Origin of the sequence: Micromonospora sp. NPDC000121 (assembly GCF_042899165.1) — a bacterium.
GTDB lineage: Bacteria > Actinomycetota > Actinomycetes > Mycobacteriales > Micromonosporaceae > Micromonospora.
In genome coordinates, this window is sequence record NZ_JBIAZP010000009.1 from 41,490 (window position 1) to 55,680 (window position 14,191).

Annotated in this window: 11 protein-coding genes; all 11 read left to right on the plus strand. The window is 72.9% G+C overall.

Translation table 11 applies throughout. The annotated features are described in order from the left end of the window. The first annotated feature begins 32 nt into the window (after window positions 1-32). The 11 genes from ruvX to ACFY23_RS23520 all read left to right on the plus strand — a co-directional run bounded on the left by ruvX (window position 33) and on the right by ACFY23_RS23520 (window position 13,990). Entirely contained in the window at window positions 33-494 is a 462-nt protein-coding gene (gene ruvX, locus ACFY23_RS23470) for a Holliday junction resolvase RuvX (RefSeq protein WP_350684747.1), read from the plus strand. Then, window positions 491-1,690, plus strand: coding sequence for an endolytic transglycosylase MltG (mltG, locus tag ACFY23_RS23475; RefSeq protein ID WP_350684748.1), 1,200 nt, complete (start codon window positions 491-493; stop codon window positions 1,688-1,690). The genes ruvX and mltG overlap by 4 nt, the downstream gene beginning before the upstream one ends. Continuing rightward, window positions 1,690-2,511, plus strand: a complete 822-nt coding sequence (locus ACFY23_RS23480; protein ID WP_350684749.1) for a shikimate dehydrogenase — start codon at window positions 1,690-1,692, stop codon at window positions 2,509-2,511. Before mltG ends, ACFY23_RS23480 begins: the two co-directional genes overlap by 1 nt. A 255-nt stretch (window positions 2,512-2,766) precedes the next feature. After that, window positions 2,767-3,597 (plus strand): phosphatase PAP2 family protein, encoded by an 831-nt coding sequence (locus ACFY23_RS23485; protein WP_350684750.1) that lies wholly within the window; start codon window positions 2,767-2,769, stop codon window positions 3,595-3,597. Between the two features lie 44 nt (window positions 3,598-3,641). Further along, window positions 3,642-4,904, plus strand: coding sequence for a hypothetical protein (locus ACFY23_RS23490; protein ID WP_350684751.1), 1,263 nt, complete (start codon window positions 3,642-3,644; stop codon window positions 4,902-4,904). A gap of 201 nt (window positions 4,905-5,105) precedes the next feature. Beyond that, entirely contained in the window at window positions 5,106-7,049 is a 1,944-nt protein-coding gene (locus ACFY23_RS23495) for a hypothetical protein (RefSeq protein ID WP_350684757.1), read from the plus strand. A gap of 157 nt (window positions 7,050-7,206) precedes the next feature. Continuing rightward, on the plus strand, window positions 7,207-8,823 hold the full coding sequence (locus tag ACFY23_RS23500; RefSeq protein WP_350684752.1) for a lipopolysaccharide biosynthesis protein: 1,617 nt from the start codon (window positions 7,207-7,209) through the stop codon (window positions 8,821-8,823). A gap of 2 nt (window positions 8,824-8,825) precedes the next feature. Then, window positions 8,826-10,190 (plus strand): O-antigen ligase family protein, encoded by a 1,365-nt coding sequence (locus ACFY23_RS23505; protein WP_350684753.1) that lies wholly within the window; start codon window positions 8,826-8,828, stop codon window positions 10,188-10,190. Next, complete coding sequence (locus ACFY23_RS23510; protein ID WP_350684754.1) at window positions 10,187-11,821, plus strand: lipopolysaccharide biosynthesis protein; 1,635 nt, start codon at window positions 10,187-10,189, stop codon at window positions 11,819-11,821. Before ACFY23_RS23505 ends, ACFY23_RS23510 begins: the two co-directional genes overlap by 4 nt. Before the next feature lie 7 nt (window positions 11,822-11,828). Continuing rightward, window positions 11,829-12,731, plus strand: coding sequence for a sulfotransferase domain-containing protein (locus ACFY23_RS23515; RefSeq protein ID WP_350684755.1), 903 nt, complete (start codon window positions 11,829-11,831; stop codon window positions 12,729-12,731). After that, a complete protein-coding gene (locus ACFY23_RS23520) occupies window positions 12,728-13,990 on the plus strand; it encodes a hypothetical protein (RefSeq protein ID WP_350819302.1) in 1,263 nt (420 codons plus the stop codon). Before ACFY23_RS23515 ends, ACFY23_RS23520 begins: the two co-directional genes overlap by 4 nt. Window positions 13,991-14,191: the final 201 nt, after the last annotated feature.

The following is a 14,191-nucleotide window of genomic DNA, read 5'->3' on the forward strand; positions in this document are numbered from 1 at the left end:
CTGGTTCGCCGTTTCGGGGGGAGTCACCAACCGTGATCGAGTTGTCCCACGGCGTTCGGCTCGGGGTGGACGTCGGGCAGGTCCGGGTGGGGGTGTCGCGCTCCGACCCGCACGGGGTGCTGGCCACCCCGCTGGTCACCCTCGCCCGCGACCTCACGGCGGGCCCGGACGCGGTGCCGAGCGACATCGCCGAACTCGCCGCGCTGGTGGCCGAGCATGAGGCGGTCGAGGTCGTCGTCGGCCTTCCGGTCAATCTCGCCGGTAAGCACGGTCCGGCGGCCGTCCACGCGAAGGCGTACGCTGACCGACTGGCCGATGTAATAGCGCCCGTTCCGGTAGCGCTCACCGACGAGAGGATGTCCACGGTCGTGGCGTCTCGTAGGCTTGCCGAGCGTGGTGTCCGGGGGAAACGGCAACGGGCGGTGGTCGACCAGGCTGCCGCGGTGGAGATTCTGCAGAGCTGGCTGGACGCGCAGCGGAGGCGGACGCGATGATGGACGATCTGGACCTCGGGTTCGACGAGCAGGACCGGGGGGAGAAGGGCAAGCACCGGCGCAGCGCCATGCGTAAGCGCGACGGGCGCTCCGGCGGCGGCGGGCGGGGCAAGACCGTCCTGGCCCTCCTGCTCGCCCTGGTTCTGCTGGGCTCGATCGGGGGCGGCGCCTTCTACGGCTTCGACCGGATCCAGAGCTACTTCGTCACGCCCGACTACGACGGCACGGGCACCGGCGAGGTGACCGTCGAAATCAAGCAGGGCGCGCTGATCGCCGACATGGCCGACGCGCTGGTCGCCGCCGACGTGGTGAAGAGCGCCAAGGCGTTCATCGAGGCCGCCGAGGCGAACTCGCGCAGCAAGAACATCCAGCCGGGCACCTACAAGCTGCGCAAGCAGATGAGCGGCGAGAGCGCGGTCGCCGCGATGCTCGACCTCAAGAACAAGATCGTCAACGGGGTCACCATCCCGGAGGGTCGGACGGCGAAGGACGTCTACCTCTTGCTCTCCAAGGAGACCAAGATCCCGGTGAAGGACTTCGAGGCGGCGGCGAAGGACCCGCTCGCGCTCGGCGTGCCGGACTGGTGGTTCAACCGCACCGACGGCAAGAAGGTCAAGCCGTCGATCGAGGGCTTCCTCTACCCGGACACCTACGAGATCCCGCCGAAGGCGACCGCGGAGACCATCCTCAAGCTGATGGTCGAGAACTTCCTCACCGTGACTGAGCAGATGCAGTTCGCCGACCGGGTGCAGAAGGAACGCAAGATCGCCCCGTACGAGGCGCTGATCGTCGCGTCCCTGGCGCAGGCCGAGGCCGGCCACAAGGACGACCTGGGCAAGGTCGCCCGGGTGGCCTACAACCGGGTGTACGGCGAGTTCCCGTGCAACTGCCTGGAGATGGACGTCACGGTCAACTACTACCTGCAGTTGACCGGCCAGCAGACCAAGACCTCCGCCCAGATGACCGCCGCCGACCTGGACAACCCGAAGAACCCGTACAACCGCAAGTTGGAGGGCCTGGTACCGACGCCGATCAACAACCCCGGCAAGCTGGCCATGGAAGGCGCGATGGACCCGCCCGACGGCAAGTGGCTCTTCTTCGTGGCGATCGACAAGGAGGGGCACTCCGAGTTCGCCGAGACCTACGAGGAGCAGTTGAAGAACGAGGCCAAGGCCAAGGAGGCCGGGGTCATCTGATGGCGGACGCACGGCGGGCGGGGGTGCTCGGCAAGCCCATCGCGCACTCCCTCTCCCCGGTGATCCACAACGCCGGCTACGCGGCGGCGGGGCTGACGGGGTGGTCGTACACCCGGATCGAGTGCGCGGCGGCGGAGTTGCCGGACGTGGTCGCCGGCCTGGGCCCGGAGTGGGCCGGGCTGTCGGTGACGATGCCGGGCAAGGAGGCGGCGCTCGCGGTGGCCGACGAGGTGTCGCCGGTCGCCGCCGCCGTCGGCGCCGCCAACACGCTGGTACGCCGCCCGGGCGGCTCCTGGTACGCCGACAACACAGACGTCGTCGGCATGGTCGAGGTGCTCACCGATGCCGGGGTGCGCCCCGGCGCGACGGTGACGGTGCTGGGCGCGGGCGGCACCGCCCGCGCGGCGGTGGCCGCGGCGGGCCGGCTCGGCGCCCGCGCGGTGACCGTGGTGGCCCGCCGCCCGGAGGCGGTCGAGGAGTTGCGCCCGGTGGCGCGCGCGGTCGGCGTGGAGCTGACCGGCGCGCCCTGGGCCGACGCCGCCGACCGGTGCCGCGCCGACGTGGTGGTCTCCACCGTGCCGAAGGGCGTCGCCGACCCGCTCGCGGAGACCGTCGCCTGGCGGCCGGAGACGGTGCTCTTCGACGCCCTCTACGACCCGTGGCCCACGCCGCTGGCCGCGTCCGCCGAGGCCGCCGGCTGCCGGATCGTCTCCGGGCTCGACCTGCTCCTGGCCCAGGCGGTGGGCCAGTTCGAGCACTTCACGGGCGTCGCCGCGCCCCGCGCCGCGATGGCCGCCGCGCTGGCCGCGCACTGCCGCTGAACGTCGCCACCTGTACGCCGGTGTCGGATAGCGGCTACCACGGCGTCGCGGGATTCCACTAACGTACAGCCGCATCGGCATGCACTCATGCCGATGCGGCTGACGCTGCTCACGATGCTGCGGTAGGGCACGGAGCTCTGGACCGGACTCGCCCGACGGCCCGGAAACAGGAGGACCGATGACGTTGGTGGGCAGCATGCGGTCGCATGCCGTGGGTGGGGCGGTCGCCGGTCGACCGGGCGGCGGTGACCGGTCGTGGTCCTGATCTACGCGTTGGGAGCGTTGTCGGTGCTGGTGCCGGCCGTCCTGATCCCCGTGGTGGCCGCCCGGTGGGTGCCGGCCGCGCGGGAGAGCCGGGTGGCGGATCGGATGCGCGCCGCGATCGTCGGGCTCACCGAGGCGCTCGGCCGGCCCGCGGCCGCCCTAGCGGTCCTGCTCGCCGGATGCGCGGCGGTCGTGACCATCTGCTGGCCGCTCGGCGAGGCGCTGTCCCGCCTGGAGCCGTCCGTCGATCATCCGGTCTTCGACTACGTGCATGCCCGTCGCGTCGACCTGTGGGCCGACATCAACGGGTTCGTCACCGGCATGGGAGACCGCTACCCGCTCAAGTGGGTCACCGTGGTCGCGGCGATCGCCTTCGCCATCGCCTGGCGACGCCGCCGCTGGTGGATCCCGTTGGTCGCGATGCCGTTGCAGTTCGTCGTCGAGCAGTACACCCAGCAGATCCTGGCGTTGACCGTGGACCGGGGACACCCGCCCACCGATCTCGGCACCTACCCGTCCGGCGGATGTGCCCGCGTGCTGCTGACCTTCGGCACCGTCGCTGTGCTGGCGGTGCTGACGTGGAACATCCCTCGGCGGGGCCGGATCGCCATCGTGACCGTGCTCGCGGCGCTGGCCTCCGTGGAGGGATACACCCGCATCTACGCCGAGCGGCACTGGTTCACCGACGTGATCGGCGGATGGATCTTCGGCACCCTGCTGCTCGGCGTGATGACGCTGGCGGTGCTCGTGGCCGACGGCCGGGTGCGTCCGCCCGCCCGTGCCACGACCGAGGTGCCGGCCGGCGTCGTGGCCACCCGCTGAACCAACGGCGCGTCGGAGGCGGGTGGCTGACCCTGGGACGTGGATTGAGCAGGCACGGAGCGCATCGCCGCACACCACGCGAAGGCTGGCGTGGCAGGGCGCTGCTGCTCTCCGTCGTCGCCACGGCGGTCATGGGTGGGCTGGCCGCCACCATGGTGCCGCGGTCGGTCGCCGACGACGTCTCGGCCCTGGCGACCGCGGACACGACGGCGCCGACCGGCCGGCAGGACGGGGGCAGCGGCGCCGAACCCGGCGCCGCGCCCCCGCCCAGCCGCACGACGGTCCCGACCACGGCGCCCGCGACTGGACCGTCGCGGAGGGCCGGCCCGAGCCGTCCTTCGTCGACCCCGACGCCGCCACGTCCCGCCGGCTGCGGGCAGGTCTCGTCGAAGCTGGTGCCGTCCTGCGGCGCCTGGTGGGGGATGTACTCGCCGACCAATCCGTCCACCTGGGACCACGGGCGGGCCGTCATCGACATCGAGGCTCAGGTCGGGCGCAGGTTCGACATCGTTCACCGCTACCACGACTTCTCGAACAGCGGCAGCAACGGGGCGTTTCCCGACGCGTACGAGCAGCAGCAGATGCGTGAGGGCCGGCTGATGTTCTTCGCCTGGGAGTCCCGGATCTTTTCCTCTGGCACCGTGCTCACCTGGGAGGACGTGCACAGTGGCCGGCACGATGCGACGATCGACGCGGTCGCCGGCCGGATCCGGGCCGTCGGCTCACCCGTGTTCATGGGCTTCGACCACGAGCCGGAGGACGAGCCGGCCAAGGGCAGCGACGCCGACTTCGTCCGCGCGTGGCGGCATGTCCACGACCGGTTCGCCGCGGCCGGCGCAGACAACGCGGTCTGGGTGTGGACGATGATGGGTTGGTCGGGCCACCACAGCCGGTACCCCGGCCTGTACCCGGGGGACCGCTACGTGGACTGGATCGCCTGGGACCCGTACAACTTCCACGTCTGCAACCGCAGCACGGTCTGGAAGAGCCCGGCGACCACCATCGGCAGCTTCTACCGCTGGCTGGACCGGAACGGCATCGGCGCGGGCAAGCCGCGGATGCTCGCGGAGTTCGGGACCAACGTGAACCCGGCGGACCCGGACGCCAAGCGGCGCTGGTTCGAGGCGTTCCCCGCCGCGCTCAAGGCGCACCCGAAGATAAAGGCGGCGGTCTACTTCAACTCCGCCGGCATGACCACCCGGACGAGCACCTGTGACATGACGATGAACCACGACGCGTCCGCGCTGGCCGGGTTCACCCGGGCCGGCCGCGACGCCTATCTGCGCCAACCGTTGCCTGGTAGCTGACGACGTGCCGGCGGCGGCGTGACCACTGTGGAGTCGGATATCCGACCCGGCGTGCTCGCGCTCGTCGCGTAACGTCAGTGACCGCCCGATCAGCGGATATCGCCCACCACGGTCGGCGAGGCACGCTACGCGGGTTCTCATCCACCTTGGAGGCGCAGCGTGCCCGTAGTCTCGCTATCTCGGCGACTCGCCGGATTCCGCATCCGCGCGGCCGTGCTCAGTCTGGTGACTGTCGCCGCCGTGTTGGCTGCCCCGTCGGCGTCGTCCGCCGGCCTGGTCCCGGCACCCGAGACGCAGACCCTCGTGTCGGCCAACCCCGCCGACCACACCCCGCACGCCCGGGACGGCGAGGTCCGCGCCTTCGCGGAGGTCGGTTCGACGGTGTATGTCGGGGGCAGCTTCACCCAGATCCGGCAGAGCGCCAGCGCGCCGTGGATCACGCAGAGCTACCTGTTCGCGTACGACCGGGCCACCGGAACCATCTCGACGACGTTCCTGCCGGATCTCGACGGCGCGGTCAACTCGCTGATCGCGGGTCCGAACGGCATGCTGATCGTCGGCGGCTACTTCAAGAACGTCAACGGCGTGTCCCGGATGAACCTCGTGGCGCTGCACCCCACCACCGGGGCGATCATCGGTAGCTGGGTGGGCCGCTCCGACGGTGGCATGGTCCGTGACATGGTGCTGCTCGGCAACCACCTGTACCTCGCCGGCGCCTTCAACTGGGTCAACGGCACGGCGCACTCCGGGCTCGCGCGGCTGAACGCCACCACCGGCGCGGTCGACCCGACCTTCAACGTCAACGCCACGGTCGGGCGGCACGGCACCGGCTCGTACGGCTGGACGATCGACGTCACCCCGGACGGGACGACCATGGTGGCCGGTGGGAACTTCACCCTGGTCAACGGAGAACGGCGCGACCAGATGGCGCTGATCGACCTGACCGGGACGCCGACGCTGCTGGACTGGAGCACCGACAAGTTCGCCCCGCCGTGCGCGGCGCCGGCCACCTTCGTCCACTACGTGCAGGACGTGAGCTTCAGTGCCGACGGCAGCTGGTTCGTCGTCGGCACGAATGGCGGCGCGGGCTGGCCGGAGGCGTACTGCGACGTGCTGATCCGGTTCGAGACCGCGGCGCGGGGCAGCGGGCAGCTCGGCACCTGGGTCAACTACACCGGCAACGACACGATCAACTCGGTCGAGGTCGCCGACAACGTCATCTACACGGCTGGGCACTTCCGCTGGCTGAACAACCCGAACGCCCACGACGCCCCGGGCGACGGGGCGATCGACCGGCTGGGCATCGCCGCCGTCACCCCGGCGACCGGCATGCCGGTGATGTGGAACCCCGGTCGTCGCGGCAGCGCGTCCATGCCTCCGGGCACGAGCAACTGGGGCTCCCAGGTGCCGGTGCTGTGGCGGGGCAGTGACGGGCTCTACTTCGGGCACAACTCGGACGGCATGGGCGGCGAGTACCACGGACGCCTGGGAATGTTCCCCCTCGCCGGCGGCCGCACCGTCGTCCCGAAGAACCCGCCCACGGCGACGACCGGCAACCTCTACCTGGGCACCGGCGAGGGCCAGCTGGCCAAGGTGCCGTTCAACGGCACGAGCCTCGGCAGCCCCACCACGGTCAGCCACCCGAACTACACCAACGCCGGGGCGACCTGGCGGGTGAGCGACCGCATCTACTGGGCGCACACGGTGGCCGGCACCCCCACCGGCAGCCGGATCGACGTCTCCATGTTCAACGGCGTCAGCATCGGCGTGCCCTGGGAGTCGTCGGGTTACAACGACTGGTTCGCGGCGGCGAACATGACCGGGGCGTTCTTCCTGAACGGGCGGCTCTACTACACCCGGACCGGCGCCAACGCCCTGTACTACCGGTACTGGGAAATCGACGGCAACTACCTCGGCGCCACCGAGTTCGTTCTCCCCACGACCGGCGTGACCTGGTCGTCGGTGCGGGGCATGGCCTGGGTCGGCGGCCGGATCGTGTACGGGGGCAGCGACGGCACGCTGCGGAGCGTCCCGTTCGACCCGACCGCGACGCCGGCCGTCGACGGCGCGGCGAGCACGGTGATCGCGCCGCCGAGCGTCGGCCTGACCTGGTCCACCCCGCGGGTCTTCTTCTCCGTGCAGTGACGGTTCACTCATTCGTCAGTGACAATCGGTAGGTTGTTCACGTCGGGCCGGCGGCGGATCCACGTCGCCGGCCCGACGCGTCGCAAGGAACCGACCTGCGGCTCCCGCCGCGCGCGTCGTTCCGTCCGGGCAGTTCATATACAGACGGTGAAATTTGATGGCTGACGCACCTCCCGGTTCCTGGTCCGTCGACACGTCCGGCGGTGGGGGCACCTCGGCCCGGACAGTGACCCTGACCGACCTGCTCCGCGTCCCCCTGCACCGGATCCGGCTGGTGGGGGCGGTCGCCGCGGTCGGCCTGGTCGCTGCCCTCGGGTACGTCTTCATCGTCCCGAGTGCGGTCACCGCGAGCGCGGTCGTGGCGGTGCGCCCGGTCGTCACCGACGCGTTCACTCCGAGCGGCGCCGCCGCCGACCGCGCCGTGAACATGAACGTCGAGAGCGGCATCGCCACCGGAACCGACGTGGTGCAACGGCTCGCGGAATCGGGCGGCGAGGATCAGCGCGACGTGCGGGACGCCCTCGAGGTGGAGGTGCCGACCGGCGGGCAGATCCTCCGCTTCTCCTACACCGCGCGGTCTGCCGAGGAGGCGGTGCGCAAGGTCAACCTCGCCGCGCAGAGCTATCTCGACGTGCGCCGGGCGATGTACGAGAAGCAGCGCGCCGAGATGCTCCGGCGGTACGACGAGAGCATCGCCGAGGTTGCCGAGCAGCGAACGGCGTTGCAGCGACGGATCACCAATGCGCGGGACGGTGCGGTGGAGGCCGCGGTCGCCGAGCTAGCCGGGATCAACAACCAGCTCACACAGTTGAACTCCGCCCGGACCGAGATCGCGGCGGTCGACGTCAATCCGGGCTGGATCACCCAGAGCGCCGAGCGTGTCCTGGTCTCCTCCGACGGGAACGCACTGCTCTACGTGCTGGTCGGGCTCCTGGGGGGCGCGCTGCTCGGGGTGGTCCTGGCGTACGCCTGGGAGTCCGTGGACCGGCGGGTCCGGTCCGTCGACGACGGCCGGGACGTCACCGGTCTACCCCTGCTCGGCACGGTGCGGGGTCGGCGGTTCCGGGGGCGTGGGCAGGCCATGGACGCCGACATCCGGTACGTGGCGCTGGCGATCGGCGAGCGGGTTCGCGAGCCGGCCCGGGTGGCGTTGCTGTCCACCCGGGAGGACCAGAGCCCCATCGCCGCTGGCCTGGCGGTCGCGCTCGCGGCGGCCGGCCGGGACGTCTACGTCGCCGACGACAGCGGCCGGCTGGAGCGTCTGCGCGCCGAGGTGGTGGCCGCCCTCGGGCGGCTGCCGGCCGCGGCCAACGGGGCCGGCCCGACCGTCCCCAAGCCCCGCCCGGGCGGAACGGCCAGCATCGACGACATCACCGAGCAGATCGCGGTCCGCCGGCCGTCCCCGTACCCGACCGGCACCCCCCGCCCCCCGGTGGACCCGGACGCCACCATGACCCTGCCCCGGGTCGCGTCCGGCGTGCCGGCCAGTGGGACGAGCAAGGTCAAGAAGTTCGCCGACGAGGTGCCCGTGGGAGCCGGCGGCATCCGCTTCGGCACCTGGCGGCAGCGTGCCGCCACGGGCACGGTGCTGTTCAACGCTCCGCCCGCCGAGGCCGACGAGCGGGGTGTCGCGGCGGCTCGCCAGGGCACCGCGGTGGTGGTCGTCGAGCAGGACGGGACCCGGCAGGGCGACCTGCGCCGGCTGGTGGAGCGGTTGCGCGCCGCCGGCGTCACCCCGTTGGGTTTCGTGTTGACCCGCAGCGGGCGGGGTTGACGGTGCCCGTCACCCGTGCCCCGGCCAGCAGCGAGCCGGACGGGGGTGAACCGTCGGAGATCGCCCCACCGCCCCCGCCGCCTCCACCGCCAACACGGCTGCCCCTCTGGCCGCTGCTGACGATGTTCGGCCTGGTGCCGCTGTGGTGGTTGACCGGCGCGTTCTACCTGGTGTGGCCGGTGCTCGGTGTGGTGCTGTTCGCGTTGCTCGTCGTCCGGGGGCGGGTGCCGCTGCCGCCCGCCACCGGCATCTGGCTGCTGTTCCTCGCTCTGGTGCTGCTCAGCGCCACACAACTACCGTCGCGGGTCTCGCTGCTGCCGTTCGGCCTGCGGCTGGGATTCTACGTCACCGCGCTCGTGGTCGGCGTGTACGTCTACGTCTACGCGCGGGAACGGGGGGACCAGGCGGCCGCGCTCGTCCCGCTCTGCATGTTCTGGCTCGGTCTGGTGGCGCTGGGCTGGCTGGGGGTGGTGGCGCCGCGGTTCGCGCTGACCACCCCGACGGAGATGCTGCTCCCCGGTGGCCTGGCCGGTCACCCGTACATCCAGGACCTGGTGCACGTCACCGCCACCGAGTACAGCGAACGGGCGCTCAACCCGATCTACCGGCCGGCGGCGCCGTTTCCGTACACCAACAACTACGGCGGCGCGTACGCGATGACGCTGCCCTGCGTCGTCGCGTACACCATGCTGCGTCGTCGCGGGATCCTCCGCTGGGTACTGCTCGCGTCGCTGCCGCTCTCCCTGGCGCCGGCCTTCCTGACCCTGAACCGGGTGATGTTCGCGAGCATCGGCGTGGGCCTGGCGGTGCTCGGCGTCCGGGCCGCGTTACGCGGCAACCTCCGGGTGGGCGCCTCCGTCGTCGGGGTCCTGGTCATCGGCGGACTCGCCACGGTGTTCATCCCCGTCGCCGAGCTGATCGGCAACCGGGTCGCGGCCAGCGACACGAACAGCGACCGGCTCTCCCTCTACGCCGAGGTGTTGCGCCGCATCGAGGATTCGCCCTGGCTCGGGTACGGTGCGCCGGCCAGCGTGGACACGGTCTCGGCCGAGGTGCCGGTCGGCACCCAGGGACAGTTCTGGACCGTGCTGTTCAGCCACGGCGTGCCGGCGCTGCTCTGCTTCCTGGCCTGGTTCGTGATCGTCGCGATGATCTGCGCCCGTGCCCGCTCGGCGCCCGGGCAGTGGCTCGCGGTGGTCCCGGTGGTGTGCCTGGCTCAGCTCCCGTTCTACGGCATGACCGATCCCACCATCACGATCGCCTTCTTCGCGGGCGCCTTCGCGATGGCGCTCACCGAGCGGGAGGTGGGTGCCCGCCCGGCCCACCCGCCCCGCACCCCCCGCAGACCGGAAGCGGTACCGGCATGACCGCCACGGTCCGCCCGCACGGCGAGGATGCACCACCGACTGCCGAGGGGGGCGTACCGGCCCGGGACGTCGACGGGCCCCCGGTCGACAACGCGGCGGAGGTCCGACGGGGCGCCCGCAGCGGGGTCACGGGTCTCGTCGGTGCGGCGATCAACGGTCTCTTCGGGTTCCTGCTGGCGGTCGTCATCACCCGGGGTTATGGCACCGAGGGATCCGGTGCGTTCTTCGCGGCGATCGGTGTCGTGACCGTCGCCGCCGCCGTGTGCGTGCTCGGAGCGGAGACAGGGCTCGTCTGGGCGCTGCCCCGGCGGCGGTTCGGGACCGGCGGCAACGCCGCTCGGATCCTTGCGGTGGCCCTGCTTCCGCCGCTGACCGTCGCGCTCGGCGTCGCCGCCGCCGGGACGCTGGCCGCGGGCGCGCTCGCGCCCCGGTTGCTCGACGGGCCGGAGGCGGACGGCAGGGCCCTGCTCACGGTCAGCTTCGCCGCGGTTCCGGTGGTGGTGGCGATGACGCTGCTGTTGGCCGTCCTCCGCTGCGCACGGCCGATCCGGGCGTACGTGGCGGTGCAGTCCGTCCTGCTGCCGGTAGCGCGGCCGGTGCTGGTCGGCGTGGCGGTCCTGGCCTCCGGTGGGCTGCTGGCCGGCCTGGGCGGCTGGCTGGTGCCGGCGGCGGCCGCCACCCTGGTCACGCTGGCGCTGGTCGCCGGTCCGCTCGGGCTCGGGCGGGGGGCGGCGCTGCGCCCGCAGCGAGGGGACTGGTCGACGTTCTGGCGGTTCGCGTTGCCGCGGGCCGCGTCGGCGGCGATCGACACGGGCGCGGTGTGGGTCGGCGTGCTGCTCACCTCGCTGCTCGCCGGGCAGGCCGAGGCCGGCGTGTTCGGCGCGGTCGGCCGCTACATCCTCGCCGGCCAACTGGCCATGCAGGGGCTGCGGGTGGCGGTGGCGCCGCAGTTGTCCCGGCTGCTCGGCCGGGGGGAGCGGGGCGCTGCGGCCGCCGTGCACCGGCAGTTGACCACCTGGGGGCTGCTGCTGTCCTGGCCGGTCTACCTGCTGCTCGCCGTCTTCGGCCTGGCGTTCCTCCAGCTCTTCGGGCCGGAGTTCACCGCCGGCGCCCCCGCGATGACCGTGCTCGCCCTCGCGATGCTGGTCAACACCGGGGTCGGCAACGTGCAGAGCCTGCTGCTCATGGGTGGCCGCAGCGGCCTGCACCTGGCCGCCACGCTGGCCGGGCTGCTGGTCACCGTCTCCCTCGGCCTGTGGTTGATCCCGGCGCACGGCGCGACCGGCGCGGCCCTGGCCTGGGCGCTCGGCATCGCCACCGAGAACCTCACCGCGGCGTGCTGCGCCCGGGTCGTGGTCGGCCAGCCGCTGGTCGACGCGAAGATGCTGCGGGCCGGGGCGGCCACCGTCGCCGGGGTCGGGTTCGCGGCGACGGTCGGGGTGCTGGCCGGCGGGCGGGGGATCGGCGGGCTGGCGGTGGCGGTGGGCGTGCTCGCCGCCGGCTGCGTCGGCTTGTTGACGTTGCCCCGGGTGCGACGCGGCATCCGGGTGACCATGGTGCAGATCCGTGGGCGGCGGGAGGCGGCCCCGGCCGCCGACCGGCCCGCCCCGCAGGAGTCGAAGGGCAGGTGAGGCCGTCGTGCCGTCCATCCGTGACCGGGTGAAGCAGCTCGTCCCGACCCAGGTGACGAACCGGGTGAAGGAGTCCCTCGTCGACTACGGGGTGCGCACCAGCGACCGGCGGCCGCTGCCGGACTTCCTCATCATCGGCACCAAGCGGGGCGGCACGACGTCGCTGTGGAACTACCTCATCCAGCACCCGCTGGTGCCCCGGCTCTTCCCGGCCTGGAACACGAAGTCCGCGCACTACTTCGAGGAGCACTGGCGGCGCGGCGAGGCCTGGTACCGGTCGCACTTCCCGACCCAGCGGCAGCGGGAGGCGCTGGAGCGGCGACACGGCGGGCCGGTCCGGGTCGGCGAGGCCGCGCCGCTGTACATGTTCCACCCCCTCGCCGCGCGGCGGGTCGCCGCGCTGATGCCGTCGGTGCGGCTGATCGTGCTGCTGCGGGACCCGGTGGAGCGGGCGTACTCGCACTGGAAGGAGCGGCGGACGCACGGCATCGAGCCGCTCGACTTCGCCGCCGCGCTCGCCGCCGAGGAGGAGCGCACGGCGGGGGAGCGGGAGCGGCTGATCGCGGAGCCGGAGTACTTCAGCGAGCCGTACGACTGGTACACCTACCGCGCCCGGGGCCGGTACCTGGAGCACCTGGAGCCGTGGCTGGAGCGGTTCGACCGGGAGCAGATCCTCTTCCTGCCCAGCGAGGACCTCTACCGCGACGCCCGGTCCACCTACCGCCGGACGCTGGACTTCCTCGGCCTGCCCCCGCACGACCTGCCCGACTTCAAGGTCTACAACGACCGCCGCTCGGCCCCGCTGGAGCCGGTGGTGCGCGCCGAGCTGACCGAGTACTACCGCCCGTACAACGACGCGTTGCGGCAGCGGCTGGGGCTGGACCTCGACTGGCCGGACCGGGCCGCGTGACGGCGCGGGTCGCCGCGCCGGCCGATCCCCGGTCCCGGACGGACGGGCTGGGCTGGGTCACCCGGGCGGTGTTCGGCGACGAGCGGCTCACCCTGACCGTGGGCGACCCCCCGCCGCCCGGGCACCGCGCCGTCGCCCGGTACGCGGTCGTCCCGTCGGTCGCCCGGGCCCGGTTCCTGCTGCCGCTCGGTGCGCCCCGGGCCACGGCCGCCTCGCTGCTCGCGTACAACGCGTTGCGTCCGCCGAAGGTGCGGGCGGTGCGGGCCGCGCTCGGTGGGCTCGCCCGGGTCGGCGCGGTCGACCTGACCCTGTTCCCGCGGCTCACCGTGTCGCTGCCCGACGGGCTCGCCGCCGACGAGGTGCTGCTGGCGCGGCGGCTGGCCGGCGCGCTCGGCGGCCGGTCGGTGTACGCGGCCTGTGGGGTCCGCCCGCCGGACCCGAACCACAAGCCCACCCTGCAACTGTTCGACGCGGCCGGCGGGCCCCTCGGCTACGCGAAGATCGGCTGGAACGACGCCACCCGGGCGTTGGTTACGGCCGAGGCGGCGGCCCTGCGTGAGCTGCCCGCGGTGGCCGGCACGCCCGACCACCCGGCGGCGCCCCGGCTGCTGGCCGAGGTGACCGCGGCCGGGCAGGTCATCGCGCTGGTCGAGCCGCTGCCGCCGCGGGTGCGGGGGGTGCCGGCCGGCGACCCGCCGCGGCTGGCGGCGCTGCTCGCGGTGGCCCGCCGGGGCCGCCCGCCGGCGCCGCCGCGTCCGCTGGCCGGGTCGGCCTTCCTGGCCCGGCTCGCCGCCGAGGCGCGGCGGGCCGCCGCCGGCACGCCCGCCGGGGCCCGGGCGGTCGCCGCCGTGGCCGCGCTGGCCCGCCGGCACGGGGACACGGCCGTCGAGTTCGGGCACTGGCACGGCGACTGGGTGCCCTGGAACCTGGGCGTGCACGCCGGCCGGCTGGTCGCCTGGGACTGGGAGCACAGCGGGCCGGACGTGCCGCTGGGCTTCGACCTGGCCCACGACGCGTTCCAGCGCGCCCTGGTGCTGCGGGGCGAGCCGGCGGCGACGGCGGCGCGGGCCGTCGACGCGCAGCTCGACCACCACGGCGGCGGGCTGGGGCTCGGGCCGGCGGCGCGCCGGCTCGTGGCCGACGGCTACCTGCTGGAGATGTGGCTGCGCACGTGGCGGCTCGCCGACGCCGGCGCGGGCTGGAACGCCGCGCTGCATCCCGCCCTGCTGGACGTCGTCGAGAAACGACATAGCGGCTGATCCGCCCAATCCGACGCGGGTCGGGGACAACCGTCCGATGCGGACGGTGACGGTGAAACTCCAGGTCGTGACGACAGTCGATGGCTGACGGTCGGCGCGGCGCACCCGATCCGCCGGCCGTGGAGATCGATTGTCGCCCGGTCGTCCTATTTCACCGGCGGAAGAGCTGTGATCTGCTGGCGCGTGGCGCCGACCGAAACT

Excerpts from the sequence above, each read along its gene's own strand:
- mltG (WP_350684748.1), top strand. The coding sequence starts at position 491 with ATGATGGACGATCTGGACCTCGGGTTCGACGAGCAGGACCGGGGGGAG.
- ACFY23_RS23480 (WP_350684749.1), top strand. The coding sequence starts at position 1,690 with ATGGCGGACGCACGGCGGGCGGGGGTGCTCGGCAAGCCCATCGCGCAC.
- ACFY23_RS23500 (WP_350684752.1), top strand. The coding sequence starts at position 7,207 with ATGGCTGACGCACCTCCCGGTTCCTGGTCCGTCGACACGTCCGGCGGT.
- ACFY23_RS23510 (WP_350684754.1), top strand. The coding sequence starts at position 10,187 with ATGACCGCCACGGTCCGCCCGCACGGCGAGGATGCACCACCGACTGCC.